This window comes from Blastococcus tunisiensis, from assembly GCF_900112815.1.
Taxonomy (GTDB): Bacteria; Actinomycetota; Actinomycetes; order Mycobacteriales; family Geodermatophilaceae; genus Blastococcus_B; species Blastococcus_B tunisiensis.
Genome location: NZ_FOND01000002.1, coordinates 320,023 through 345,429 on the forward strand (window position 1 = coordinate 320,023; position 25,407 = coordinate 345,429).

Genomic DNA, 25,407 nt, shown 5'->3' on the forward strand with positions numbered 1-25,407 from the left:
GCATTTCGACCAGGGTGGGTCTACAGCCAGCCCGGGACGACGAACACCAGCCAGGCCAGCAGCGGTCCGATGGCCACCACGATCGCTGCGTAGCCCAGGATCTGCTTGTAGAAGCGGTCGCGGTCGACGTCCTGCGCGTTGGCCAGCACGAGCGCGCCGTTCGTGGAGAACGGGCTGACGTCGACGATGGTCGAGGCCACCGACAGGGCCACCACCACGCCGATCGCGCTGATGTCCCCGGCCTCGAGGAACGGCACCGCCAGCAGGATGGCGACGCCGATGATCGCGGTGGAGGACGCGAACGCGGACACGATGCCCCCGATGTAGGCCAGCAGGAGCGCGATCAGCAGCGGCACCCCGAGACCGATGACCGCGTCGCCGACGTAGTCGATCGTGCCGGCCTCCTCCAGGACGAACACGAAGGTGAGCACGCCGGCGATCAGCAGGATCGTCGACCAGCTGATCTGGGTGACCGCGCCCTTGTGCTGCTGCGCGGAGAACAGCGCCAGGACGACGGCGACGGTGATCGAGACGAACCCGATGTCGAGGTCGAAAGCCAGCGCCAGCACGGCGACGACGACCAGCCCGATCAGCGTGAGGACCTGCTCGAAGCGGACCGGCTCCGGCCGGTCGGGGTGGATGTGCTCGTCGTCGTCCCCACCCACGCCGGGTCCCGGTGCCGCACCGTGCCCGCGGACGAGGGTCCCGTGCGCGTGCTCGGTGTGCGCGATCGGCTCCGCGCCCACCTTGCGGCCGATCAGCTTCCGGCCGCCCAGGACGAAGAACAGCACGAGCGCGATGGCGATGTTGAAGAACAGCGCGCCGAGGAACACCGCCAGCGGGCTGCTGGGCAGGCCCTCGCCCTCGACGATGGTGTTCACCGTGACGCCGTAGACGCTGATCGGGGAGAACCCGCCACCCTGGGCGCCGTGGATGACCATCATGCCCATCAGCAGCGGGCTGATCCCGTGCCGGGCGGCGAAGGTCAGGGCGATCGGCGCGATGATCGCGACGGCGGCGGGGGAGAGTGCGCCGATCGCGGTGAGCACGGCGGTGACGAAGAACATCACCCACGGGATGGCGGCGACGTGCCCGCCGACCAGCTTCACCGCGCCGCGGACGAGCAGGTCGACCGTGCCGTTGTTCTGCGCGATGGCGAACAGGTAGGTGACCCCGATCAGGGTCAGCACCAGCCCGGCCGGGAAGCCGCTGATGATGTCGTCGGTGCTGAGGCCGACCGACAGGGTCCCGACGACGAAGGCGGCGACGAAGGCCAGCGCGCCCATGTTGATCGGCAGGAAGGTGGCGATCGCGAAGATCACGACCAGCGCCAGGATGGTGATGATCTCAGGGGACACGGGCGCTCCCGCGACGTCGGGGGGATGAGGCCCGCTCACTGTCCCAGTGACCGGCCGGTACCGCCTGCCGGCCGCCGGAGCGGGGACGGGTGGTCCCCGCGGCTCTGGCTAGGCTGCCGCCATGACCAGCCTTTCCCCGCGTCCGGCGCGCAAGGCCGTCATCCCCGTCGCGGGGATGGGCACCCGCTTCCTCCCCGCCACCAAGGCCGTGCCCAAGGAGCTGCTCCCGGTCGTCGACCGGCCGGCGCTGCAGTACATCGTCGAGGAGGCCGCCCGCGCGGGGCTGCCCGAGGTGCTCATGGTCACCGGCCGCAACAAGGCCGCCATCGAGGACTTCTTCGACCGCCACCCGGAGCTGGAGACGGCGCTGGAGAAGAAGGGCGACGACAGCCGGCTGGCCTCGGTGCACGAGTCCACCGACGTCGCGCAGGTCCACTTCGTCCGGCAGGGCGAGGCGAAGGGCCTGGGCCACGCCGTGCTGCAGGCCGCCGCCTTCGTCGGGGACGAGCCGTTCGCGGTGCTGCTCGGCGACGACCTCATCGACGCCCGCGACCACCTGCTCGAGCAGATGCTCGCCGTGCAGGCCGAGCACGGCGGCTCGGTGATCGCCCTGCTAGACGTCGGCCGGGAGAACATCGACAAGTACGGCGCCGTGGCGGTCGAGCCCGGTGCCTCCCCGGCCGCCGGCGGCGACGAGGTGGTCCGGGTGACCGGCCTGGTGGAGAAGCCGCCGGTCGACGAGGCGCCCAGCAGCCTGGCGATCATCGGCCGGTACGTCCTTTCGGCGTCGGTCTTCGACGTCCTGCGGGAGACCGCCCCGGGCCGCGGCGGGGAGATCCAGCTGACCGACGCGCTGGCCACCCTCGTCGAGCGCGGCGAGCCGGTGCACGGCGTCGTCTTCAGCGGGCGCCGCTACGACACCGGCGACCGGCTGGACTACCTCAAGGCCGTCGTCCGCCTGGCCTCCGAGCGCGACGATCTCGGCGAGCCGTTCCGCGAGTTCCTGCGGAACTTCGTCGCGGACCTGCCCGACGAGGGCGCGTCGTCGTCCTGACCGGGTCCGGCAAGGGCACCATCGCAGGGATGAACGGTTCGTTCGACGGCGAGGGCGGCGTGGCCGGTGCGCACCGGGACACCGCACAGGTCGACATGTCGATGGCGCCACCCCGGGCGAGCGGCCCGGTGGGGGTGCCGGGCGCGCGGCTGGTGACCCCGTCCCCCACCGCGGCGAGCCGCCCGGTCCCGGGACCGCGCGACGTCGTCGACGGGCCCATCCCGCTGCCGACCACCGAGTCGGTCCCGCTGGACCTGATCTGCACCGTCGAGCGCCACCTGGACGAGATCCTGGCCGCGGTGCCCCAGCCGCACCCCATCGAGCTCGCCGTCCTCGACGCGCAGGGGCTGCTCTGCGCCGAGGAGGTGGAGAGCCGGCGCGCGCTGCCTGCCTTCGACCAGGCGGCGCTGGACGGGTACGCCGCCCGGGCCGACGACGTCGAGGCCGCGACCCCGCAGGTGCCGGTCGAGCTCGCCGTGGTCGGGGAGACCGTGGCCGGGGCGGGCGCCGAGGCGTCGATCGGCCCCGGCCTCGCCGTCAAGGTGGCCGCCGGCGCGATGCTGCCGACCGGGGCCGACGTCGTCGTCCCCGCCGTGTGGACCGACCAGGGCACGGTGCGGGTCGCCGTGCAGTCCGGGCCGCCGCCGGGCGGCTACGTCCGCCGCACAGGTGAGGACGTCGCGCCCGGTGACGTCGCGGTCCAGGTGGGCACGCCGATCGGGCCCGCGCAGATCAGCCTGCTGGCGGCCGTCGGACGCGAGCGGGTGCTGGTCCGCCCGCGGCCCCGCATCGCCGTTCTCTCCGCCGGCACGGAACTGGTCGACATCGGCACTGCGCCGGCGCCGGGCCAGGTGGTCGACGTCAACAGCTACGCCCTCGCCGCGGCCGCCCGGGACGCCGGGGCCGAGGCCTACCGGTCGGGCATCCTGCCGACCGACCCGCGGCGGCTCGGCGAGGTGCTGGAGAGCCAGCTGCTGCGCAGCGACCTCGTGCTGATCGCGGGCACCTTCGCCACCGACGGGTTCGACCCGGTGCAGGAGGCCCTGGCCACGCTGGGGGACATGCGCTTCCGGCAGGTGACGATGCACCCCGGCCCGGCGCAGGGCTTCGGGCGGCTGGGCCGGGACGAGATCCCGGTCATCTGCATCCCCGGCGAGCCCGTCGCCGCGCTGGTCGCCTTCGAGGTGTTCGTCCGCCCGGCCATCCGGCTGATGCTGGGCAAGCGCCAGCTGTTCCGGCGCACCGTGCAGGCGGTGGCCGGGCAGGAGCTGGTGTCCCCGCTGGGGTACCGGCAGTACCTGCACGGCACGGTCATGCGCCACCCGGACGGCGGCTACGTCGTCGAGCCGGTGGGGGACGGCACGGAGGCGCTGCTGGCCCGCATGGCCCGCGCCAACTGCCTGATCGTCGTCGACGAGGACGTCACGCAGGTCGCCGCGGGCGGCCTGGTCACCGTGATGCCGCTGCTGCTCGGCGGCTGAGCTGGACCCCCTGCACCCCGGCTGGCCGGCGCGGCTGGCCTGGGGGCCCGTCGAGCTGCACCCCCTCCGGTGGCGGGACGCGGGGGAGTGGAGCCGGCTGCGGCTGGCCAACGAGGGTTGGCTGAGCCCGTGGGAGCCGACCAGCGCGGTGCCCTGGGCCCAGCGGCACACCCCGGCGGCCTACCGGGCGATGCGCCGTGTGGTCAACGGGCGGGCCCGGCACGGCACCTCGCTGCCCTTCGCCGTCCGCGTCGAGGGCCGGCTGGCCGGGCAGGTGACCCTGGACAACGTCGTCCGCGGGGCGCTGCGGTCGGGCTACCTGGGCTACTGGATCGACCGCGCGGTGGCCGGCCGCGGCATGACGTCGCTGGCCGTCGCGCTGGTCTGCGACCACGCCTTCGGCGACGTCGGGCTGCACCGGGTGGAGGCCGACATCCGGCCGGAGAACCTGCCCAGCCAGCGGCTCGTCGAGCGGCTGGGCTTCCAGCGGGAGGGCCTGCTGCGCCGCTACCTGGACATCGACGGCGCCTGGCGGGACCACTACGCGTACGCGCTGCTGGCCGAGGACGTGCCCGGCGGCGTGCTGGCCTCGTGGCGGCGCGGCATACCAGGCTGAGCGGTGCCGGTGGCGGACCGGTCGGGCGACACGCCCCTGTCGTCACACGGGCACCAGAAACCCTCCGCGACACACCGCGCGCCTCCCGGTCCGCACCCGCCCACCTGCTTAACCTCGCCTCTGCGAGTGACTCATGTGACAGGTGGTGTTCGAATGGGATCGGGCGTGCTCTTGGCCGCTCTGGTCGTGCTGTGGTTCGTCGTGCTGGTGCCCATGGTGGTGACCCGCGGCGACGCGCAGACCGGCCGGTTGGGGCTGGCTGACTCCGGTCGGACGCTGCAGCGCCGGCGGACGGTGGACCCCGTGGTCCACGCGGACACCGAGCGGGTGTCGATCGACCGTGACCTGCTGCGCACCAGTGGTGAGCTGCAGGTGGACGTGCACGCCGTCCGGCGTCGCACCCTGGCGGGCCTCGTGGCCCTGACCGTGCTGACGCTGGTCGGTGCGCTGGTCTACAGCCCCTGGCTGTGGGTGGCGCAGGGCCTCTTCGACGTCGCCGTCGTCGGCTACGTGCTGGTGCTGCGCAAGGTCGCGCGCCGCGAGCGGCTCGCCGCCCGCCGCGCCGCCCGTGCCGCCGCTCGTGCGGCGATGCGCACCCCGACGGCGCCGCCCGTCCCGGTGCAGCGCGAGGCGCCGGCGGTGCACGAGACGGTGGCGCAGGAGGACCTGCCCCAGCTCCAGCACCCCAGCCTCCCGCTGGCCCCGGTGCACGCGTTCCCGGTCGGCCGGGTGGTCGCCGCCCGCACCCCGGCCCCGGCCGGCTGGCAGCACAGCGCCGTGGTCGGCCTGGACGACGACGACATCGGCTTCGCCGACATCGACGAGTACCAGCCGCGAGCGGCCAACGGCTGAGACACCGGCCCTCCTGCCCCCGCCCCGCGCACGTCCGCGGCGGGTCCCGGCAGGAGGGCCACCCGGTGGTGGCGTCCTCGCGTCGGGACGGTAAAGTCACCGGGGAAGGGGCTGTGGCGCAGTCCGGTAGCGCACCTCGTTCGCATCGAGGGGGTCAGGGGTTCAACTCCCCTCAGCTCCACACCTTCACCGCACCAGCCGACGCCGTCGGGGCCACCGCCCCGGCGGCGTTCGTCGTCGGTGGGGCCGCTACCGGGCGTTGCGGAAGTCCGGCGCCCGCTTCTCGACGAATGCCCGCACCCCCTCGCGGCCCTCCGGGTCGGCGGCGGACTCCGCGATGAGCTGCGCCTCGTCGTCCAGCTGCTCCTCGAGCGTGCGCGTCGCGGCCCGGCGCACCAGCGCACGGGTGCGGACCATCGCCCGCACCGGCCCCGCGGCGATCTCGCGGGCGACCTGCTCGGTCGTCGCGCGCAGCTCGTCGTCCTCGACCAGCCGCGCCACCAGCCCGGTCAGGTGGGCCTCGGCGGCGGTCAGCGCGCCGTTGGTGAGCATCAGGTCGAGCGCGCGCGGGGCCCCGAGCGCGCGGGCGAGGGCCCAGGACGTGCCGCCGTCGGGGGAGAAGCCGATCGCGCCGTAGGCCGGCCGGATCTTCGTCGTCCGGGCGCAGATGACCAGGTCGCAGGCGCCCATCAGGCCGACCCCGGCCCCCGCCACCGCGCCCTGCACGCCGGCGACGACCGGGACGGGGCAGTGCAGGACGGCGCGGATGACCTCGTGCCAGTCGTGCGCCAGCTGCCCGACGAACGCGCTCGGGTCGTCCGCATCGGCGAAGGACCGCACGTCCCCGCCGACGCAGAACCGCGGCCCCTCGGCCAGCAGCAGGACGACGCGGGTGTGCTCCGGGATCTCGCCGAAGGCCGCCGCCAGCTCGGTGGCCATGGCCGGGGTGAGGGCGTTGCCCGACTCGGGCCGGTCCAGGGTGATCCGCCAGACGTCGCCGTCGGCCTCGGTGCGCACGGCGGGGCGGTCCTCGGTCATCGTCGTCCCTTCGTCCGGCCGGTCGCCGTCACCGTACGGGCCACCGGTCAGAACCAGGAGGGGAACCACATCCGCAGCAGCCACTCCGGGTGCGACAGCGGCTGGCCGGTGAGCACGGGGTAGAAGAAGACGAACGTGGCCGCGACCAGCGCGACGTAGAGGCACACCACGACGAGGCCGACCTGGCGCCGCAGCGGGTCGGCGCCCCGGCCGCCGAGGACGTCCTGCAGCACCAGCACCACCGCCAGGACGAAGAACGGCACCGCCGGCGCCATGTAGAAGATGAACATCGTCCGGTCCAGGCTGACGAACCAGGTGAGCCAGCCGGCCGCGATGCCCACCGCCACGGGGATCGCCGCCGGGTCCCGCCGCGCCACGATGCGCCAGCCCAGCCACAGCACCGCCGGGGTGAAGGCGAACCAGAGGGTCGGCGTCCCGAGCATGAGGATGTAGCGGATCACCTGGTCGCCCGCCGAGTCGGTCAGGCCCTGCGGGTTCCACAGCAGGATGGGCCGGCCGCTTACCAGCCACGACCACGGCCCGGATTCCCAGGGGTGCGGCGAGGACAGCTCGTTGTGGAACCGCAGCCACTGGGCGTGCTCGTGCCAGAGCGAGCGGAGCGCGTCCGGCACCCAGGGGACGGCGGTGTCCGGGTTCTGCTGCGCCCACGCCTTCCCCTGCGAGGTCTCGCCGAGGAACCAGCCGGTGAACGACGACAGGTAGGTGAGCACGGGGACGACGGCCAGCGCCCACAGCGCGCCGGGCAGACCGCGGCGGACGGTCGTCCGGGTGGGGCTCGGGACGCCGGCCTCGCGCCAGGCCGCCCGGTCCCAGAACAGGCTGAGCACCGCGAAGAAGGCGAGGAACCAGACGCCGCTCCACTTCACCGCGCAGGCGCAGCCGAACAGGACGCCGGCCGCGATCCGCCAGCCACGCGGCCCGATCCGCGCCGGCCCGCCCTGCATGGCCCGCACCCGGGCCCGGACGACGTCCCGGTCCACCACCAGGCAGGCGACGGCGGAGACGACGAAGACCTGCAGGAAGACGTCGAGCAGGCCGATCCGGGACAGGGTGAAGGAGAAGGCGTCGAGCGCGAGCAGCAGCCCGGCCAGCAGGCCCAGCAGGGTCGACCCGGTCAGCCGCCGGGCCAGCCGGACCAGGACGACGACGGCGATCGTGCCGGCCACCGCGGAGGGGAACCGCCAGCCGAACGAGTCGTAACCGAACAGCTGCTCCCCGGCCGCGATCAGCCACTTGCCCAGCGGCGGGTGGACGATGAAGGAGTAGCCCCGGTTGTACTCGAACCCCCAGGTCAGCAGCTCGTGCGCGTGGCGTGGGTAGTAGGCCTCGTCGAAGAGCAGGTCCCGCGGGTAGCTGATGCCCCACAGCCGGACGGCGAGCGCCGCCGCGCCGAGCACCGCGGTGAGGATCCACGACAGCCGCCGGTCGTCGGGCAGCGGAGCGCGCACGTCCCGCCGCGGGCGGGGAGGGGGCCAGCGTCGGGTGGCGCGGGCCGGTACGGGGCGCCGCGGTGCCGTCCCCGCCTGCTCGGGAGCCAGCACCGCCATGCCTGCAGGGTAGTGACAGGGCACGGCCGGTCCCCGGCGCTCGCGCCCACGCGGCGGGGGGCCGTGATCGTCGTGGCAGGCTCGGGGGCGTGAGCGGACGGCTGGTGCTCGGTGGCGCCCCCCTCGGGCAGCCGGGCGACGTGGGGCCGCGGCTGCGCGAGGTCATGGCCACCGCCGACGTGCTCGCCGTCGAGGACACCCGCCGGCTGCACCGCCTGGCCTCCGACCTCGGGGTCACGTTCACCGGCCGCGTGGTGACCTTCCACGAGTCGGTGGAGACGGCCCGCCTGCCCGGGCTCGTGGCCGCTCTCGCCGACGGGGCGACGGTGCTGCTGCTCACCGACGCCGGCATGCCGTCGGTGTCCGACCCCGGCTACACGCTGGTGCGGGCGGCGATCGAGGCCGGGGTGCACGTCACCTCGGTGCCCGGCCCGTCCGCGGTGACGACGGCGCTCGCGGTCTCCGGCCTGCCGGTCGACCGGTTCTGCTTCGAGGGGTTCCTGCCCCGCCGCGGCGGCGAGCGGCGGTCGGCGCTGGCCGCGCTGGCCGCCGAGCGGCGGACGATGGTCTTCTTCGAGTCGCCGCACCGGCTGGCCGACGCCCTGGTGGACGCCGCGGCGGCCTTCGGGGAGTCCCGGGAGGCGGCGGTGTGCCGCGAGCTGACCAAGACCTACGAGGAGGTCCGGCGCGGGCCGCTGGCCGAGCTCGCGGAGTGGGCCGCCGCGGGCGTGAAGGGCGAGATCACCCTCGTCGTCGCCGGCGCGGCCGCGGTCCCGGTGGAGATGGACGCCGCCGCCCTGGCCGCCGCGGTGGCCGCGGAGGAGGCGGCCGGCGTCACCCGCAAGGACGCGATCCGCGCCGTCGTCGTCCGCACCGGCCTGCCGAAACGGACCGTCTTCGACGCCGTCGTCGCCCACAAGGGCACCTGACTCCTGCGTCCTTGTGCACCATGGGTGGTCATCCGGCGCGGATGACCACGCTCAGCGCGCAGCTGTGGACGCCGCCGGTGTCCGTGGGCTGGATCGGCCACGGTGATCGGCGTGCGTCCGGCGTCCGTCCCCCCATCGCTGCGGCGAGACGTCTTCCGCGGGACGGACGCCGTGCGGGCGGGCCTGCTGACGGCGAACCAGCTCCGGGGCGCGACCTGGCGGAGGCTCTTCCCCGGCGTCTACGTGCACCACGGCGTCCCGGTCACCCATGTCCTGCGCGCGAGAGCTGCGACCGTGCTGCTGCCGGAGGCGGTGGTCACCGGTCGCAGCGCGGCCGTGCTCTGGGGTGTTCCGCTCGCCGGGCCCGGGGACGACGTGGAGGTGACCGTGCCGCCACGCGCCCACCAGCGCCGCGTTCCCGGGCTGGTCGTCCGGCGGGCGGTGCTGCCACCGGAGGACCGATGGGGTCGCGGCGGCATCCCGGTGACCACCGCCGAGGCGACGGCCGTGCGGCTCGCCGCCGCGCTCCCGCACGACGAGGCGGTCGCGGCCGTGGACCGGATGGTGGCCAGCGGGATCGTCGACCTGGGTCCGGTCCGAGCACACGCGACGCTCGCGCAGGGGCCCGGCTCGGCGCGTGCCCGCGCGGTCTGCGCCCTGGCCGACGGGTTGGCGGAGTCGCCGCGCGAGACCTGGCTGCGCCTGGCGATCTCCGGGCCGGGCTGCCTCGCCCTCTCGCCCAGTACCGGATCGTGCACGGTGGGCGCTTCCTCGCCCGGGTGGACTTCGCCTGGCCGGAGCGGAGGCTGGCGGTGGAGTACGACGGGCTGTGGCACGGCGAGCCCGGTCAGTTCACCCGCGACCGCCGGCGGCTCAACCTGGTGCACGGGGCCGGCTGGCGGGTCGTGTTCGTGACGACCGCGGACCACGAGGACCCGAGCCGCGTGCTCGCCGAGATCGCATCCGCGCTCGGCATCGTGCGCTGAGCGTGGTCATCGGCGTCGAGTGGCCACGCTCACCGCGCAATCGCCGAGCGCCTAGAGCCAGCCGTTGCGCTTGAAGCCGCGGTAGAGCAGCACGATCGCGCCGAGGATCACCAGGAGCACCGCCGGGTAGCCCCACGGCTCGTCCAGCTCCGGCATGTACTCGAAGTTCATGCCGTAGATGCCGGCGATGGCCGTGGGGACGGCGATGATGCCGGCGTAGGCAGAGATCTTGCGCATGTCCTCGTTGTCGGCCTGCGAGGTGCGGGCCAGCGACGCCTGCAGGATCGAGGTGAGCAGCTCGTCCAGCGCGCTCACCTGGTCGCGCACCCGGATGGCGTGGTCCTCCACGTCGCGGAAGTACGAGCGCATCTCGTCCGGGACGACGTCGACCTGGCGGTTGGCCAGCTTCTGCAGCGGCACCTCCAGCGGGGAGACCGCCCGGCGCAACGACATCAGCTCCCGCTTGAGCTGGTACAGCCGGCCGATGTCGTCGGTGCGCCGGTCGCTGAAGACCGACGCCTCCAGCTCGTCGACGTCCTCCTCCACCTGCGCGGCCACGTCGACGAAGTCGTCCACGACGTGGTCGGCGAGGGCGTACAGGACGGCGGCCGGCCCGAGGCACAGCAGGTCCCGCTGCTGCTCGAGGCTGCGCCGCAGGCCGGTCAGGGCCCCGTGGTCACCGTGCCGGACGGTGATCACGTAGTTCCTGCCCAGGAAGATCATCACCTCGCCGGTGTCGACGACCTCGCTGGTCGCGGTGAGCTGCTCGTGCTCCACGTAGGTCGCGGTCTTGAGCACCATGAAGACGCCGTCGTCGTAGTGGTCGATCTTCGGCCGCTGGTGGGCGTAGACGGCGTCCTCGACCGCGAGCGGGTGCAGGCCGTACCGCGCCGCGATCTCGTCCAGTTCGTCCTCGGTCGGCTCGAACAGTCCGAGCCAGACGAAGCCGCCCTTCTCCTCGGCGTAGGTCAGCGCCTGGTGCGGGTGCTCCGGCTCGTGCCGCTCACCGGCGATGTAGACCGCGCAGTCGACGACGAGGTCGATGTCGGGGGCGCGGGCGGATGCCGGTCGCGTACTGCCGGCGGGGCGCGGCCGGACCCCGGGGGCGGGGCTGCCGTCGGGGTCGGACGGCGGCAGCGGGCGGGGGACGGACGACGACGTGTCGCTGCTCATCGGGCCACCTCCTGCCGCGCCGGCCGGGCGCCGAACCCCTGCAGCGTAGGCATGCGGCCCGGGCCGGCCGCGGGACGCCTCGCGGTCCCACCGGACCGGTGGACGCTCCCGTCGGGCCCGCCGCGCCCGACCCGGCCGGCTCTCACCCGGAGGGGGGAGGACCACCGGGCGGGCTGTTCAGCCGGCGGCGGTGCGGGCCGAGCTGACCCGTATGGCGACCACCGTCCTCGATGCGCGCGGCACGCTCGTGCCGCAGCTCCGCCCGTTGCCCTCGGCGCGGCCCACGGACGTCGCCGCACCGACGCAGGCCGCCATCGCACCGACGCAGGCCGCCATCGCACCGACGCAGGCCGCTATCGCACCGACGCAGGCCGCTATCGCACCGACGCAGGCCGCTACCGCACCGACGCAGGCCGTCGCGCGCCGGGTGCCCGTGGCCGTCGTGGGCGTCGGTGCGATCGGTGTCCTCGAGGCGCTCGCCCTCCTGGCCCTCTCGCTCACCGGCCTGGACGAGCTGCTCACCGGCGGGCGCACCGCCGGGTGGCTCGTGGCCGTGGTGCTGGTCCTGCTGGCCGGCTGGATCGTGCTCTGCGCCGGCAGCGCCGCCGCCATGGTCGACGGCGCCGGCCGGTCGCTGCTGGTGGGGGTCGCCTACGCCGAGACGGCCCTGGTGGTCGGGCTGCTGCTGGTCGCGGTCGCCTTCCCGTTCGACAACCCGACCTCGCTGCCCGTGCCCGCCCTCGCGCTGCTGGCGCTGGCCGTCCCGGTCGGGAAGCTGCTGCTGGCCGGCGCGCCGTCCGCGCGGCACTGGATCGCCCAGGGGCCCCGTCCCCGCGTCCGCCGACCGGACCCCGTCCGGATCCACCCCGGCCTGGCCACGGCCACGCTGACCGCCATCGGTCTGACGCTGTTCGCGGTCGCCCTGCTGGCCCCGGTGACCACCGGCGACACCGCCGACCAGGTCCCCGTCGTCCACAGCCAGGAGTGACCCGGCCCGGGCTCGACGGTGCTCCGTACTGTTGACCCGTGAGTGATCGCCACATCCTGACCGCAGTCGCCTGGCCCTACGCCAACGGCCCGCGGCACATCGGCCACGTCTCCGGGTTCGGCGTCCCCTCCGACGTCTTCAGCCGGTACCACCGCATGGCCGGGGACGACGTCCTCATGGTCAGCGGCACCGACGAGCACGGCACCCCCATCACCGTCGCCGCCGACGCGGAGGGGATCTCGCCGCGGGAGATCGCCGACCGGAACAACCGGATCATCGTGGGCGACCTGCAGTCGCTGGGGTTGAGCTACGACCTCTTCACCCGCACGACGACGGCCAACCACGCCGCGGTCAGCCAGGAGATCTTCCTGGGCCTGCTGAAGAACGGGTACGTCTTCCCGAAGACGACGCTCGGCGCGATCAGCCCGTCGACCGGCCGCACGCTGCCCGACCGCTACATCGAGGGCACCTGCCCGATCTGCGGCTACGACGGCGCGCGCGGCGACCAGTGCGACAACTGCGGCAACCAGCTCGACCCGATCGACCTGATCAACCCGGTCAGCAAGATCAACGGCGAGACGCCGAAGTTCGTGGAGGAGGAGCACTACTTCCTCGACCTGCCGGCCTTCGCCCGGGCGCTGGGCGACTGGCTGGGCACGCGCAAGAGCTGGCGGCCCAACGTGCTCAACTTCAGCGTCAACCTGCTCGAGGACCTCAAGCCGCGCAGCTACACCCGCGACATCGACTGGGGCGTCCCGGTGCCGCTGGACGGCTGGCGCGACCGGCCCGACAAGCGCATCTACGTCTGGTTCGACGCCGTCGTCGGCTACCTGTCGGCGTCGATCGAGTGGGCCCGCCGGTCCGGGGACCCCGAGGCCTGGCGGCAGTGGTGGCAGACGCCGGACTCCGACGCCTACTACTTCATGGGCAAGGACAACATCGTCTTCCACTCCGAGATCTGGCCCGCCCAGCTGCTCGGCTACAACGGCGAGGGCGACAAGGGCGGCACGCCGAGCTCCTACGGCCGGCTCAACCTGCCCACCGAGGTGGTGTCGAGCGAGTTCCTCACCATGGAGGGCCGCAAGTTCTCCAGCAGCCGCCAGGTCGTCATCTACGTGCGGGACTTCCTCGCCCGGTACGACGCCGACGCGCTGCGCTACTTCATCGCCGTCGCCGGCCCGGAGAACCAGGACACCGACTTCACCTGGGCGGAGTTCCTGCGCCGCAACAACGACGAGCTCGTGGCGGGCTGGGGCAACCTGGTCAACCGGTCGGTGTCGATGGCGGCCAAGAACGTCGGCGCCGTCCCGACGCCGGGCGAGCTGACCGACGACGACCGGGCGCTGCTGGCGACTACGTCGGGCGCGTTCGCCCCGGTGGGTGACCTGCTCTCGCGCAACCGGCAGAAGGCCGCGATCAACGAGGCCATGCGGGTGGTCGGCGAGGCGAACAAGTACCTGTCCGACCAGGCCCCGTGGAAGCTCAAGGAGGACCCCGCCCGCCGCGACACCGTCCTGCACACGGCGCTGCAGGCGATCAAGGACTGCAACGCCCTGCTCACGCCGTTCCTCCCGCACTCCTCGCAGCAGGTGCACGAGCTGCTCGGCGGGACCGGCGTGTGGTCGGTGGCGCCGCGGATCGAGGAGGTCACCGACCTCGACGACGGCTCGCCGTACCCCATCATCACCGGCGACTACGACCAGGGCCAGGCCGTGTGGGCCTCCACGCCGCTCGCGGCACCCGGGACGCCGCTGGCAGCCCCGAAGCCGATCTTCACCAAGCTGGACCCCTCGATCGTCGAGGACGAGATCCGGCGCCTGGAGGAGGGCGGCGAATGAGCCGGTCGGCGTCGTCCCGCGCGAACCGGCGGGGCGAGCCTCCGCCGTCCCCGGAGCCGCTCCCGGCCCCGGCGCTGGACAGCCACACCCACCTGGACATCGTCCTGGGGGAGCGGCCGGCCGGCGACGAGCACGGGGAGTGGGCGCCGGACGACGCCGTCGACGCGGAGATCGCCGCCGCGGCCGCGGTGAACGTGACCCGGCTGGTGCAGGTCGGGGTGGACGTGGCGTCGTCCCGCTGGTCGGCCGCGCTGGCGGCGCGGCACCCGGGCGTGCTGGCCGCCGTCGCCCTGCACCCGAACGAGGCCGGTGCCGGCCGGGCCGACGACGCTGCGCTGGCCGAGATCGACCGGCTGGCGGCCCTGCCCCGGGTGCGCGCGGTGGGGGAGACGGGCCTGGACCGCTACCGCACCGGCGCCGAGGGCTGGGCGGCCCAGGAGGCGTCCTTCCGGGCGCACATCGACATCGCCAAGCGGCACGGCGTCGCCCTGGTCATCCACGACCGGGACGCGCACGAGGAGATCCTGCGGGTGCTCGACGACGAGGGTGCACCCGAGCACACCGTCTTCCACTGCTTCTCCGGTGACCCGCAGTTCGCCCGGGCCTGCGTGGAGCGGGGTCACGTGCTCTCCTTCGCCGGCACCGTCACGTTCGGCAACGCCGGCTACCTGCGCGAGGCGGCGGCGCTCACGCCGGTCGACCAGCTGCTCGTGGAGACGGACGCGCCGTTCCTGACGCCGATGCCGTACCGCGGGCGGCCGAACGCCTCCCGGCTCGTGCCGCACACCGTCCGCGCCCTCGCCGAGGTCACCGGCACCGACCTCGCGGAACTCTGCGACCGCCTCACCGCCACCGCCGAGAGGGTGTTCGGCCCCTGGGAACGGGACGCGCCCAGCGGCACCTGACCGGCCCGGCCCCACGCCACGATCAGCTCACCTGATCATGGCGCGTCCTCCCGCACGGTGGGCGGTGAGGGAGGACGCAGTACGGCGAGGGAGGACGGCGATCGGGGTCATCGCCGGAGGACGATCGGGGTGACCGGCGGACGGGGATCCGGGTCGCCTCCTGGCGGGGATCGGGGTCGCCTCCTGGCGGGGATCGGGGTCGCCGACCGGCGGCGATGTATGTCGACAGCCGGCCGGTGACGTCGGTCCGCGGCCGGCCCGGAACCGTGGTGTCGCACCCGGGACGATGGTTCGTGGCCGCGGTGTCCACAAGAGGGGGACAATCATCTCGTGGGCCGCCTCATCGCTGTACTCCTGTTCATCGCCGTGCTGGTCCCGGGCGTCCTGCTGGCCCGGGCGTGGGGCCTCGCCGCCGGTCGCCGCGCGGTCGCCGGCGGTGGGGTCGAGCTCGTCGAGCCGACCGCCGAGGGCATGCGCACGCTGCGCCGTCAGGCCGTGCACGGCCGGCGGGTCCGCCGGTTGGGTCTCCTGGCCGGGATCGCGGGGATCGTCGCCGGCGTGATCGTGCTGGCCGAGGAGTCGATCTTCCTGTGGGTGCCGATCCTGGTGGTCGGCCTGATCCTCGGCGTGCTGCTGGCCGAGGCGACGCGGCCGCGGCCGCGCTGGAAGACTGCCGAGCCCGCCCGCCGGCCGCGCCGGTCGGAGCAGATCTCGGGATGGCTGCTCTGGACGATGCGGGTCGTCGTCCTCGTCCAGCTGGCGGTCACGGTCGCGCTGTGGCAGCAGGAGCAGCTGGAGGATCCGGTGGCGGTCGCCGCCCTCGCGGCTCCCGGCCTGGCCTGGCTGCTGGCCGAGGTCGCGCTGCTGCGGATCCTGCTCCGCCCGATGCCGGCTGACGGCGCGGACGTGCCGGTCGACGAGGCGCTGCGCACCTGGACCGCGCACCTGGTGACCGCCTCCGCCACGGTGCTCGCCCTGCTCCCGCTCGGGGTGCTCCTGCTGCGCGCGGGGATCGACCCCGACGGGATCAGCGAGGGGTACGACTTCCTGCCGGTCGGCCTGGTCGCCGGCGGCTTCTCGGCGCTCGCCTCCGGGGTGGCCGTCGCCGCGTTCCTCATCACCTGGCTCCGCCCGGTGCGGTCGAGCGCCCGGGCGCTCGCCGGCTGACGGACGCACCCGTCCCCGCACGACACGGGCCGGTGCCCGGTGTGGGCTTGCTCGCCGGTCACGGCGCGGTCACGCGACGCCCCACCTGCATCTTCTGCGCTCAGTGTCACTGACAGTGCCCGCGCGCCCACGCGTGGCGTGCGAATCCCTCTGCTGTACTTCGCGTGCACCATTGCCACACGCACCGTGTTCGTTATCGTGTCGTGACCGACAGCCGGGGTGGAGATCCATCCGGGCGGCGATCACCGGCTGGGCGCCCGCGCCCGACCGGCTGCCGGCCCGGACTCCTGCCCGGGTTCTGTGACCCCTGTGGAAGTGTTCGTGCGCCGCTCGCTCCAGCTCAGCCTGTTCGCCGTGGTCCTCCTGGGCCTGCTCGGCGGCACGCTCGCCTACTTCGCCGCCCAGAAGTCCGTGACGCTCACCGTCGACGGGCAGGTCCGGACCGTCGGCACCTACGCCGCGACGGTCGGCGACGTGCTGGACGCCGAGGGCCTGGAGCCCGCGCCGCAGGACGTCGTCCTGCCGTCGGCCGAGCAGGCCATCGCCGACGGCGACGCCGTGGTCCTCAACCGGGCCCGGCCGCTGGAGCTCACCGTGGACGGCGTCTCCCGCCAGGTCTACGTGACGGCGCTGTCGGTGGACGAGGCCCTCGCCCAGCTCGGCTACCGCACCGACGGCCTGGTGCTGTCGGCCAGCCGCAGCGAGCGCCTCCCGCTCGAGGGCATGCAGCTGACCATCTCGACGCCCAAGGACATCGTCCTGGTCAGCGACGGCCAGGAGCGCGTCGTGACGACGACCGCCGCCACCGCCGGGGACCTGCTGGCCGAGCAGGGCATCGCGCTGAGCGAGACCGACCGCACCAGCCTCTACCTGAACCAGGGCCTGCTGAACCGGATGCGGCTGCAGGTCTTCCGGGTGCAGGTCTCGGAGATCACCGAGGCCGCGGCCATCCCGCACGAGCGGGTCGAGACGGCGAACCCCGAGGCCCTCGAGGGCGACGAGACCGTCACCCAGCAGGGCGTGGCCGGCGAGCAGGTCTCCACGGTGCGCGTCACCGTCGTCGACGGCGTCGAGACCGCCCGCGAGACGCTCAGCACGAGCGTCACCCGCGAGCCGGTCCCCGAGCTGGTCACCGTCGGGACCAAGCCGCGGCCGGCCAACAGCCCCTCCGCGGACGGGCTGAACTGGGCGGCCCTGGCCCAGTGCGAGTCGGGCGGCCGCCCGAACGCGGTCAGCTCCACCGGCAAGTACCGCGGCATGTACCAGTTCTCGCAGGCCACCTGGAACTCCGTCGGCGGCACCGGCGACCCGGCGGCGGCCTCGGCCGACGAGCAGACCTACCGCGCCCAGCTGCTGTACCAGCGCTCCGGTGCCGGCCAGTGGCCGCACTGCGGCAAGAACCTCTGATCGGGCGCTGCTGAGCACCCATCCCGACCAGGCCGACGGCCTGCTGGGTCCCGCGGTCATCCGCGAGCTGGCCCAGCAGCTGGGCCTGCGCCCCACCAAGACGCTCGGGCAGAACTTCCTGCACGACGCGAACACCATCCGGCGGATCGTCCGGACGGCGGAGCTGCGCCCGGACGACGTCGTCCTCGAGGTCGGCCCCGGCCTCGGCTCGCTGACCCTGGGACTGCTGCCCGCCGCCGCACGCGTCGTGGCGGTGGAGATCGACCCGCGGCTGGCCGACCTGCTGCCGCACACGGTCGCCGACCGGCGTCCCGACCTGGCCGACCGGCTGGAGGTCGTCACCGCCGACGCCCTGCGCCTCGCGGAGCTGCCGGGGCCGCCGCCGACGGCCCTGGTCGCCAACCTGCCCTACAACGTGGCGGTGCCGGTCCTGCTGCAGCTGCTGGAGCTGCTGCCGACGCTGGACCGGGCCCTGATCCTGGTCCAGGCCGAGGTGGCCGAGCGGCTCGCCGCCCCGCCCGGGGGGTCGGCCTACGGCGTGCCCTCCGTGAAGGCAGCCTGGTACGGGGAGGTCCGCCGGGCCGGCTCGGTCGGGCGCAAGGTCTTCTGGCCCGAGCCGAACGTCGACTCCGGGCTCGTGGCGCTGGTCCGCCGGCCGCCCCCTCCCGGTGACCGCCAGGCCACCTTCGCGGTGGTCGACGCCGCCTTCGCGATGCGCCGCAAGGGGCTGCGGGCGGCGCTCGCGCGGTGGGCCGGCAGCCCGGCGGCCGCCGAGGTCCGGCTGCGGGCAGCCGGCATCGACCCCGCCGCCCGGGGGGAGCAGCTGTCGGTCACCGACTTCGCCCGGCTCGCCGCGACCGAGCCGGTGCAGCCGTGACGGCCGTCGTCGCCCGGGCGCCGGCGAAGGTCAACGTGCACCTGGGCGTCGGCCCGCTGCGCCCCGACGGGTTCCACGAGCTGCGCACGGTCTACCTCGCGGTCTCGCTGTTCGACACCGTGACGGCCTCCGCCGGCGACGGGCTCGCGCTGACCGTGACGGGCGAGGGGACCGGTGCGGCCCGTGGCGCCGACCTGGTGCCGACCGACCGGCGCAACCTGGTGTGGCGGGCGGCCGAGCTGCTCGCCGCCTCGGCCGGCGTGGCGGCGGACGCGACGCTCGCGATCGACAAGGCGATCCCCGCGGCGGCCGGGCTGGCCGGTGGCAGCGCCGACGCCGCGGCCGCGCTGGTCGCCCTCGACGCCCTGTGGGGCACGCGGGCCGGCCGCGAGGACCTCGCGGCGATGGCCGCGCAGCTGGGCAGCGACGTGCCGTTCAGCCTGGTGGGCGGCGTGGCCCTGGGCGTCGGCCGCGGTGAGCAGGTCACGCCGGTGCTCTCCCGCACCCGCTGGCACTGGGTCCTGGGCATCGCGGGGGAGGGGCTCTCGACGCCCGCCGTCTACGGCGAGCTCGACCGGATGCGGGCCGCCGGCCGGATCCCGGACGGCGGCGACCTCACCACCCCGGAGCCGCTCCTCGCGGCGCTGCGCAGCGGCCCCGCGGACGCACTGGCCGCGGCGCTGGACAACGACCTGCAGGCGCCGGCGCTGGCGCTGCGGCCCGATCTGCGCCGCGCACTGCGGGCGGCCACCGAGGCGGGCGCCGTCGGGGCCCTGGTCAGCGGGAGCGGGCCGACCGTCGCCGTCCTCGTCGCCGACGAGGCGGACGCGCACCGGCTGGCGGCGGAGCTGGCCGGCGCCGGTGTCTTCCGCACCGTCCGCGCGGTGCACGGCCCCGTGGCGGGCGCCCGCCTGGCGGGCTGAGCAGCCGGCCAGGCCGGCGCCCGAGGACCGGAACCGACCACCGGGGGCCGGCTCTGCAGGCGGGCGGTCACTCCTCCCGCGGAGCCGCGCCCAGACCCGGTCGCGGCTCCAGGTGCGCCAGTCCGTTGTAGGACAGGTTGACCAGGTGCGCGGCCACCTCGTGCTTGCCCAGGGTCCGGTTGTCCAGCCACCACTCGCCGACCAGCGAGACCATGCCGACCAGCGCCTGGCTGTAGAGCTGCGCGAGGCGGGGGTCGTAGCCGCGGCCCCCGAACTCGCGGCCGAGGATGTGCTCCACCTTGCGCGCCACCTCGCCGATCAGCGAGGAGAACGAGGTGCCGCCGCCGGTCCCGGGGGCGTCCCGGGTCAGCACCCGGAAGCCGTCGGTCTCCTCCTCGATGTAGTCGAGCAGGACCAGCGCGGCGCTCTCGAGCATCCCGCGCGGGTGGCCCGGGGTCGACAGCGCCGACGTGAACCGCCCCAGCAGGGCCTGCATCTCCCGGTCGACGACCGCGCCGTACAGGCCCTCCTTGCCGCCGAAGTGCTCGTAGACGACGGGCTTGCTCACCGCGGCGTGGGCGGCGAGCTCCTCGACCGAGGTGGCCTCGAACCCCCGCTGGGCGAACAGTTCGCGCCCGATGTCGAGCAGCTGCCGACGGCGCTGCTCACCGGTCATCCGGACCCGGGGGTGCGTCGTACCGGTCATGGGGCGTCCCTCTCTCGGTGGCATCGTGCCCTGCTCACGGCTCCGCCCGGGCGGTCCGCTGTCCGCGGATCGCCCGGGCGGGGGAGGCACCGGCCCCGTCGGAGGCTCGGCCGGGCCTGCGGCGGGGGAGGGGACGGGGTCTCCTCTCAGGCGGAGGCCGCCGCCGGCGCGGCGTCCCGGCGCTTGGCCGCGAGCCGGACCGGGTCGGGCCACTTCACGTCCCGGGCCCAGCCGAGCTTCTCGAACACCCAGATGAGCCGGGCGCTGATGTCGATCTGCCCCCGCAGCACGCCGTGCCGGGCGCAGGTCGGGTCGGCGTGGTGCAGGTTGTGCCAGGACTCGCCGCCGCTCAGGATCGCCAGCGGCCAGAAGTTGGTCGCCCGGTCCCGGGACACGAACGGGCGGTTGCCCACCACGTGGCACACCGAGTTGATCGACCAGGTCACGTGGTGCAGCAGGGCGATGCGGACCAGGCCGGCCCAGAAGAACGCCGACCACGCGCCGGCCCAGGAGCCGGTCACCAGGCCGCCGATGACCGCCGGCGCGGCCAGGCTGAGGAACGCCCAGACGACGAACAGCTTGCTCGTCGTCACGAGGGCGCCGTCCTTGAGCAGGTCGGGGGCGTAGCGCTCCTGGCTGGTCTTGCGCCGGTCGAACAGCCACCCGAGGTGGGCGTGGAACATCCCCTTGAGCAGCGAGCGCAGGTCGGTGCCGTAGCGCCACGGCGAGTGGGGGTCGCCCGCCCGGTCGGCGAAGGCGTGGTGCCGCCGGTGGTCGGCCACCCACTGGATGACGGGTCCCTGGATGGCCATCGAGCCCGCCGCGGCCAGGGCGAGCCGCAGCGGCCGCTTGGCCTTGAACGAGCCGTGCGTGAAGTGCCGGTGGTAGCCGACGGTCACCCCGAGCAGGGTGAGGTAGTAGAAGCCGACGCCGAGGCCGACGTCGAGCCAGGACATGCCCCAGCCCCAGACGGCGGGCACGACGACCGCCAGGGCGAGGAAGGGGACGGCCACGATCACGTAGAGCGTGACGATCTCGAGCGTGCTCTTGTGCCGGCCGATGGCGTTGGCGGGCAGTCCGGCGTACGGGTCCGCGAGCGGGGGAGCCGTGGGCCGGGTGAGAGCGGGAGCGGACAAGAAGAACTCCTGAGCGGTGTCTGGCCTCGCGCGGGGTCGATGACCGTCCGGCGCCGTGGCTACGTCCCCGTAACCTACGGCAGCGTAGGGAGTCCGGCGACCCGGCCGCCCGGCTCCCGGTGGATGCCCGGACGGCCCGGCGGCCCTAGGCTCGCCTCGGGTGCCGGCGGTCCGCGGTGCCCCCGTGGGCCGCACCGACCGCGCCCTGCGGGTGGGGGATGGGGTAATCGGCAGCCCGCCGGCCTTTGGAGCCGTGCAGTCTCGGTTCGAGTCCGAGTCCCCCAGCGAGAACTCGCCGTCCGTCCGAGGAGATCCGTGACCCTGCAGGAGCCGTCCGCCGCCACACCGCCGTCCCCGTCGGTGGCCGCCGTCGTGGTGCTCGCCGCCGGCCAGGGCACCCGGATGCGATCAGCGACGCCGAAGGTGCTGCACACCCTGGGCGGGCGCAGCCTGCTCGGGCACGTGCTGGCCGCCGCCGAGCCACTGGGCGCGGGCACCACCGTGGTCGTCGTGGGCTCCGGCCGCGACCAGGTCGAGGCCCACCTCGGCCAGATCGCGCCGAGCGCCCTGCCCGTCGTCCAGGAGGAGCAGCTCGGTTCCGGGCACGCCGCCGCGGTCGCGCTGGCCGCCGTCCCCGACCTGGAGGGCGCCGTCCTCGTCCTGAACGGCGACTCCCCGCTGTTGACCAGCGCGACGCTGGGCACGCTCGTGGCCGCGCACGACGCGGCCGGCAGCGTGTTCACCGTCCTCACCGCCGAGGTGGACGACCCGACGGGCCTGGGCCGGATCGTCCGCGACGAGCGGGGCGCCCCCCGGGCGATCGTCGAGGAGCGCGACGCCACCGCCGAGCAGCGCGCCATCCGCGAGGTCAACGCCGGCGTCTACGTCGCGAACGCGGGGACGCTCCGGCGGGTCCTGGCCGGGCTGGGCACCGGGAACGCGCAGGGCGAGCAGTACCTGACCGACGCCCTCGCCCCGCTGGTCGAGGGCGGCGCCCCCACGGCGGCCGTGCGGGCCGGTGACCCCGACGACGTCCTGGGCTGCAACGACCGGGTGGAGCTGGCCGAGCGCCGGCGCACCCTCAACGACCGCGTGCTGACCGACCTGATGCGCAGCGGGGTCACCGTGGTCGACCCGCTGACCACGTGGGTCGACGTCACCTGCTCGGTCGCGCCCGACGCCGTCCTGGAACCGGGCACCCAGCTGCGCGGCACGACCTCCGTCGGCACCGGCGCCGTGGTCGGTCCGGACAGCACCCTGGTCGACTGCCAGGTCGCCGAGGGGGCGAGCGTCGTCCGGTCGCACTGCCTGGGGGCGGTGATCGGGCCGGAGGCCGCGGTCGGCCCGTTCGGCTACCTGCGCCCGGGCACCCGCCTGGACCGCGACGCCAAGGTCGGGGCCTTCGTGGAGACGAAGAACGTCGAGGTGGGCGAGGGGTCCAAGGTGCCCCACCTGTCCTACGTGGGCGACGCGACCATCGGCCGGGGGAGCAACATCGGGGCGGCCACCGTGTTCGTGAACTACGACGGCGTGGCCAAGCACCGCACGACGGTCGGCGACCACGTGCGGGTCGGCTCGGACACGATGCTCGTGGCGCCGGTCACCGTGGGCGACGGCGCCTACACCGCGGCGGGTTCGGTGATCACCTCGGACGTGCCTCCGGGTGCCATGGCCGTCGCACGGGCCCCCCAACGGAATGTGGCAGGCTGGGTGCGCCGCCGCCGCTCCGGAACGGCCGCCGCGGACGCCGCGGAGGCCGCCGAGAAGCGGGCGGAGGTACCTCCGGGAGGCCGCTCCGACGCCGCCCTGACGGACACCGAGCAGTAGGGACAGCAGAACCGATGAGCGCGATCCGGCAGGCGAACAGCAAGAGCCTGATGCTCTTCTCCGGGCGGGCCTTCCCGGAACTCACCGACGAGATCGCCGGGCACCTCGGGGTCACGGCCACCCCGACCGCCGCCTACGAGTTCGCCAACGGCGAGCTGTTCGTCCGGTTCGAGGAGTCCGTCCGCGGCTGCGACGCGTTCGTCGTGCAGAGCCACACCGCACCGATCAACACCTGGCTCATGGAGCAGCTGATCATGGTCGACGCGCTCAAGCGCGCCTCGGCCAAGCGGATCACCGTCGTCGCCCCGTTCTTCCCCTACGCCCGCCAGGACAAGAAGCACCGCGGCCGGGAGCCGATCTCCGCGCGCCTGGTCGCCGACATGTTCAAGACCGCCGGCGCCGACCGGCTGATGACCGTCGACCTGCACACCGCCCAGATCCAGGGCTTCTTCGACGGTCCGGTCGACCACCTCTTCGCCCTCGACCTGCTGGTCGACCACGTCTGCCAGCGCTGGGGCGACCGGGACATCACCGTCGTCTCGCCCGACTCCGGCCGGGTCCGCGTCGCCGAGCGGTGGACCGACAAGCTCGGTGGCACCCCGCTGGCGTTCATCCACAAGACCCGCGACCCGCTGCGGCCCAACGAGGTCAAGGCCAACCGCGTGGTGGGTGAGGTCGAGGGCCGGGTCTGCATCCTGGTCGACGACATGATCGACACCGGCGGCACGATCGTGAAAGCCGCGGAGACGCTGTTCGAGGCCGGCGCCGCCGACGTCATCGTCACCGCCACCCACGGCGTGCTGTCCGGGCCGGCCGTGGACCGGCTGAAGAACAGCAAGGTCAGCGAGGTCATCGTGACCAACACGCTGCCCATCGAGGCCGAGCGGCACTTCGACAAGCTCACCGTCCTCTCGATCGCCCCGCTGCTCGCGCGGGCCATCAAGGAGGTCTTCGAGGACGGCTCGGTCACCTCCTTGTTCGACGGGGCCAGCTAGGCGCCTCGCTCGAACGTCGTGCGCCGGTCAGCAGGAATCCGCCGCGGAACTGCCGACGAGCGCACACCCCACCGGGGCGCGACGGCGCTCGGGTACTCTCGACCCGTTGCCCGGCGAGGGAGCGCTCCGCGTTCCGTGATCGACGTGCGTTCGCCCTCAGGGGTGTGCCCGCGCTCGTGCGCCGGCCCGCAGACCCGATCCACCTCCTGAGGAGCACACCACCGTGGCCGACTACCGCCTCGAAGCCGAGACCCGCACCGAGTTCGGCAAGGGCAGCGCCCGCCGCACCCGCCGCGAGGGCCGCATCCCCGCCGTCCTGTACGGGCACGGCCAGGACGTCGTCCACCTGTCGCTGCCCGCCCGCGAGTTCGCCGCGGCGCTGCGCAACGGCGGCACCAACGCCCTGTTGACCGTCGTGCTCGACGGCAAGGAGCAGCTGGCGCTGACCAAGGCCGTCCAGCGCGACCCCCTCAAGCGCACCCACGAGCACGTCGACCTGCTCGTCGTCCGCCGCGGTGAGAAGACCACCGTCGAGGTGCCGATCGTGATCGTCGGCGACGTCGCACCGGACACGATCACCAACCAGCAGCTCAACACCGTGCAGATCGAGGCCGACGCCACGAAGCTGCCGGACAACATCGAGGTCGACGTCCAGGGCCGGTCCGCCGGTCAGGGCATCACCGCCGGCGACCTGGTGCTGCCGAAGGGCTCGACGCTGATCACCGACCCGGAGGCCCTGGTCATCGGCTTCCTGGGTGCCCCGACCGCGGAGGCGCTGGAGGCCGAGCTGGAGGAGCTCGAGGCCGAGGCCGGCATCGAGCGCGAGGAGTCCGGCGAGGCCGAGGAGGGTGCCGGTACCGGCGACGTCGTCCCCGAGCCGCAGGACCAGGGCAGCGGCGAGTCGATGGACTCGGCCGGGAACAGCTGAGGCATCCGCTGACCGATAGCACGACCCCCGGGGGCGCCGGCACTGCCGGCGCCCCCGGTCGTGGGGTGTCCGAGGGCCCGTTCCTCGTCGTCGGGCTCGGCAACCCCGGGCCCGGCTACGCCGGCAACCGGCACAACGTCGGCGCCATGGTGCTCGACGAGCTGGCGGACCGGGCCGGTCTCAAGCTCTCGGCCGGCAAGGGCGCCCGGTCCCGCGCGCTGGCCGGGGAGGGGCGGCTCGCCGGCCGCCGGGTGGTCCTGGCCCGGCCGCTGACCTACATGAACGAGTCCGGCGGGCCGGTCCGTGGCCTGCTCGACTACCACCACCTGCCGGCCGAGGAGCTCGTCGTCGTGCACGACGAGCTCGACCTGCCCTTCGCCACGGTCCGCCTCAAGCGCGGTGGGGGCGAGGGCGGGCACAACGGCCTGCGCTCGATCACCCGCTCCACCGGCACCAAGGACTACCTGCGGGTGCGCGTGGGCATCGGCCGCCCGCCCGGCCGCCAGGACCCGGCCGACTACGTCCTCAAGGACTTCTCCGCCGTGGAACGCAAGGAGCTCGGCCTCCTCGTCGCCGAGGCCGCGGACGCCGTCGAGGAGCTCGTCGGCACCGGGCTCGAGGCCGCGCAGAACGTGGTCCACCCCCGCAGCTGATA

Annotated in this window: 23 protein-coding genes and 2 tRNA genes; 19 read left to right on the plus strand and 6 right to left on the minus strand. The window is 74.2% G+C overall.

The features are described from left to right. Positions 1–20: 20 nt before the first annotated feature. Positions 21–1,358, minus strand: a complete 1,338-nt coding sequence (locus tag BM142_RS04050; protein WP_092195473.1) for an SLC13 family permease — start codon at positions 1,356–1,358, stop codon at positions 21–23. Positions 1,359–1,479: 121 nt separating this feature from the next. Here BM142_RS04050 and BM142_RS04055 point away from each other — a divergent pair, with 121 nt between their 5' ends. From BM142_RS04055 to BM142_RS04075, 5 genes are all read left to right on the plus strand, one after another. Continuing rightward, positions 1,480–2,412, plus strand: a complete 933-nt coding sequence (locus BM142_RS04055) for a UTP--glucose-1-phosphate uridylyltransferase (protein ID WP_092195474.1) — start codon at positions 1,480–1,482, stop codon at positions 2,410–2,412. 29 nt (positions 2,413–2,441) lie between these two features. Continuing rightward, positions 2,442–3,893 carry a molybdotransferase-like divisome protein Glp gene (glp, locus tag BM142_RS04060; protein WP_217640557.1) on the plus strand — a complete coding sequence of 484 codons (1,452 nt, stop codon included), beginning with the start codon at positions 2,442–2,444 and terminating at the stop codon, positions 3,891–3,893. 55 nt (positions 3,894–3,948) lie between these two features. Then, entirely contained in the window at positions 3,949–4,509 is a 561-nt protein-coding gene (locus BM142_RS04065; protein WP_256381274.1) for a GNAT family N-acetyltransferase, read from the plus strand. Positions 4,510–4,674: 165 nt separating this feature from the next. Further along, a complete protein-coding gene (gene sepX, locus BM142_RS04070) occupies positions 4,675–5,361 on the plus strand; it encodes a divisome protein SepX/GlpR (protein WP_254790521.1) in 687 nt (228 codons plus the stop codon). 107 nt (positions 5,362–5,468) lie between these two features. After that, positions 5,469–5,542 (plus strand) — tRNA-Ala (locus tag BM142_RS04075). Positions 5,543–5,610: 68 nt separating this feature from the next. Here BM142_RS04075 and BM142_RS04080 read toward each other — a convergent pair. Both BM142_RS04080 and BM142_RS04085 read right to left on the minus strand, forming a co-directional pair. Then, the gene (locus BM142_RS04080) at positions 5,611–6,399 is read right to left on the minus strand and encodes an enoyl-CoA hydratase/isomerase family protein (RefSeq protein ID WP_092195578.1); all 789 of its coding nucleotides are present in this window, start codon (positions 6,397–6,399) and stop codon (positions 5,611–5,613) included. Positions 6,400–6,446: 47 nt separating this feature from the next. Continuing rightward, positions 6,447–7,967, minus strand: coding sequence for a dolichyl-phosphate-mannose--protein mannosyltransferase (locus tag BM142_RS04085; RefSeq protein WP_092195477.1), 1,521 nt, complete (start codon positions 7,965–7,967; stop codon positions 6,447–6,449). An 89-nt stretch (positions 7,968–8,056) separates the two neighbouring features. Here BM142_RS04085 and rsmI point away from each other — a divergent pair, with 89 nt between their 5' ends. Both rsmI and BM142_RS25075 read left to right on the plus strand, forming a co-directional pair. Next, positions 8,057–8,896: a 16S rRNA (cytidine(1402)-2'-O)-methyltransferase gene (rsmI, locus tag BM142_RS04090; RefSeq protein ID WP_092195478.1), complete on the plus strand. Its 840-nt coding sequence runs from the start codon at positions 8,057–8,059 to the stop codon at positions 8,894–8,896. 752 nt (positions 8,897–9,648) lie between these two features. Beyond that, on the plus strand, positions 9,649–9,882 hold the full coding sequence (locus BM142_RS25075; protein WP_254790522.1) for an endonuclease domain-containing protein: 234 nt from the start codon (positions 9,649–9,651) through the stop codon (positions 9,880–9,882). Positions 9,883–9,933: 51 nt separating this feature from the next. Here the strand turns inward: BM142_RS25075 and corA are convergent, their stop codons facing one another. Next, positions 9,934–11,055 (minus strand): magnesium/cobalt transporter CorA, encoded by a 1,122-nt coding sequence (gene corA / locus BM142_RS04100; RefSeq protein WP_139228756.1) that lies wholly within the window; start codon positions 11,053–11,055, stop codon positions 9,934–9,936. Between the two features lie 211 nt (positions 11,056–11,266). Here corA and BM142_RS04105 point away from each other — a divergent pair, with 211 nt between their 5' ends. From BM142_RS04105 to BM142_RS04135, 7 genes are all read left to right on the plus strand, one after another. Then, complete coding sequence (locus BM142_RS04105) at positions 11,267–12,043, plus strand: hypothetical protein (protein WP_139228757.1); 777 nt, start codon at positions 11,267–11,269, stop codon at positions 12,041–12,043. Between the two features lie 38 nt (positions 12,044–12,081). Beyond that, the gene (metG, locus tag BM142_RS04110; protein ID WP_092195480.1) at positions 12,082–13,881 is read left to right on the plus strand and encodes a methionine--tRNA ligase; all 1,800 of its coding nucleotides are present in this window, start codon (positions 12,082–12,084) and stop codon (positions 13,879–13,881) included. Further along, positions 13,878–14,786, plus strand: coding sequence for a TatD family hydrolase (locus tag BM142_RS04115; RefSeq protein ID WP_092195481.1), 909 nt, complete (start codon positions 13,878–13,880; stop codon positions 14,784–14,786). The genes metG and BM142_RS04115 overlap by 4 nt, the downstream gene beginning before the upstream one ends. 330 nt (positions 14,787–15,116) lie before the next feature. After that, positions 15,117–15,953 carry a hypothetical protein gene (locus BM142_RS04120; RefSeq protein WP_092195482.1) on the plus strand — a complete coding sequence of 279 codons (837 nt, stop codon included), beginning with the start codon at positions 15,117–15,119 and terminating at the stop codon, positions 15,951–15,953. A 321-nt stretch (positions 15,954–16,274) separates the two neighbouring features. After that, the gene (locus BM142_RS04125; protein WP_092195579.1) at positions 16,275–17,360 is read left to right on the plus strand and encodes a resuscitation-promoting factor; all 1,086 of its coding nucleotides are present in this window, start codon (positions 16,275–16,277) and stop codon (positions 17,358–17,360) included. Beyond that, on the plus strand, positions 17,323–18,237 hold the full coding sequence (rsmA, locus tag BM142_RS04130) for a 16S rRNA (adenine(1518)-N(6)/adenine(1519)-N(6))-dimethyltransferase RsmA (protein WP_254790523.1): 915 nt from the start codon (positions 17,323–17,325) through the stop codon (positions 18,235–18,237). The genes BM142_RS04125 and rsmA overlap by 38 nt, the downstream gene beginning before the upstream one ends. Beyond that, on the plus strand, positions 18,234–19,160 hold the full coding sequence (locus tag BM142_RS04135; RefSeq protein ID WP_092195483.1) for a 4-(cytidine 5'-diphospho)-2-C-methyl-D-erythritol kinase: 927 nt from the start codon (positions 18,234–18,236) through the stop codon (positions 19,158–19,160). The genes rsmA and BM142_RS04135 overlap by 4 nt, the downstream gene beginning before the upstream one ends. A gap of 67 nt (positions 19,161–19,227) precedes the next feature. On the opposite strand, the gene BM142_RS04140 is transcribed toward BM142_RS04135, so the two are convergent. Then, complete coding sequence (locus BM142_RS04140; protein ID WP_254790524.1) at positions 19,228–19,866, minus strand: TetR/AcrR family transcriptional regulator; 639 nt, start codon at positions 19,864–19,866, stop codon at positions 19,228–19,230. Positions 19,867–20,012: 146 nt separating this feature from the next. Beyond that, positions 20,013–21,002 carry an acyl-CoA desaturase gene (locus BM142_RS04145; protein ID WP_092195484.1) on the minus strand — a complete coding sequence of 330 codons (990 nt, stop codon included), beginning with the start codon at positions 21,000–21,002 and terminating at the stop codon, positions 20,013–20,015. Between the two features lie 212 nt (positions 21,003–21,214). On the opposite strand from BM142_RS04145, the gene BM142_RS04150 reads away from it, so the two are divergent. The 5 genes from BM142_RS04150 (at position 21,215) to pth (ending at position 25,405) form a co-directional block, all read left to right on the plus strand. Further along, positions 21,215–21,287: transfer RNA gene (locus BM142_RS04150), tRNA-Gln, on the plus strand. Between the two features lie 30 nt (positions 21,288–21,317). Next, positions 21,318–22,829, plus strand: coding sequence for a bifunctional UDP-N-acetylglucosamine diphosphorylase/glucosamine-1-phosphate N-acetyltransferase GlmU (gene glmU, locus BM142_RS04155; RefSeq protein ID WP_254790525.1), 1,512 nt, complete (start codon positions 21,318–21,320; stop codon positions 22,827–22,829). Between the two features lie 14 nt (positions 22,830–22,843). Beyond that, positions 22,844–23,824: a ribose-phosphate diphosphokinase gene (locus BM142_RS04160; protein WP_092195485.1), complete on the plus strand. Its 981-nt coding sequence runs from the start codon at positions 22,844–22,846 to the stop codon at positions 23,822–23,824. Between the two features lie 223 nt (positions 23,825–24,047). Beyond that, a complete protein-coding gene (locus tag BM142_RS04165) occupies positions 24,048–24,752 on the plus strand; it encodes a 50S ribosomal protein L25/general stress protein Ctc (RefSeq protein ID WP_092195486.1) in 705 nt (234 codons plus the stop codon). A gap of 65 nt (positions 24,753–24,817) precedes the next feature. Then, positions 24,818–25,405: an aminoacyl-tRNA hydrolase gene (gene pth / locus BM142_RS04170; RefSeq protein WP_092195487.1), complete on the plus strand. Its 588-nt coding sequence runs from the start codon at positions 24,818–24,820 to the stop codon at positions 25,403–25,405. The last annotated feature ends 2 nt before the right edge of the window (positions 25,406–25,407 follow it).

Coding starts and splice junctions, on each gene's coding strand:
- BM142_RS04055 (WP_092195474.1), top strand. CDS start 1,480: ATGACCAGCCTTTCCCCGCGTCCGGCGCGCAAGGCCGTCATCCCCGTC.
- glp (WP_217640557.1), top strand. CDS start 2,442: ATGAACGGTTCGTTCGACGGCGAGGGCGGCGTGGCCGGTGCGCACCGG.
- BM142_RS04080 (WP_092195578.1), bottom strand. CDS start 6,399: ATGACCGAGGACCGCCCCGCCGTGCGCACCGAGGCCGACGGCGACGTC.
- BM142_RS04085 (WP_092195477.1), bottom strand. CDS start 7,967: ATGGCGGTGCTGGCTCCCGAGCAGGCGGGGACGGCACCGCGGCGCCCC.
- corA (WP_139228756.1), bottom strand. CDS start 11,055: ATGAGCAGCGACACGTCGTCGTCCGTCCCCCGCCCGCTGCCGCCGTCC.
- BM142_RS04105 (WP_139228757.1), top strand. CDS start 11,267: ATGGCGACCACCGTCCTCGATGCGCGCGGCACGCTCGTGCCGCAGCTC.
- BM142_RS04115 (WP_092195481.1), top strand. CDS start 13,878: ATGAGCCGGTCGGCGTCGTCCCGCGCGAACCGGCGGGGCGAGCCTCCG.
- BM142_RS04140 (WP_254790524.1), bottom strand. CDS start 19,866: ATGACCGGTACGACGCACCCCCGGGTCCGGATGACCGGTGAGCAGCGC.
- BM142_RS04160 (WP_092195485.1), top strand. CDS start 22,844: ATGAGCGCGATCCGGCAGGCGAACAGCAAGAGCCTGATGCTCTTCTCC.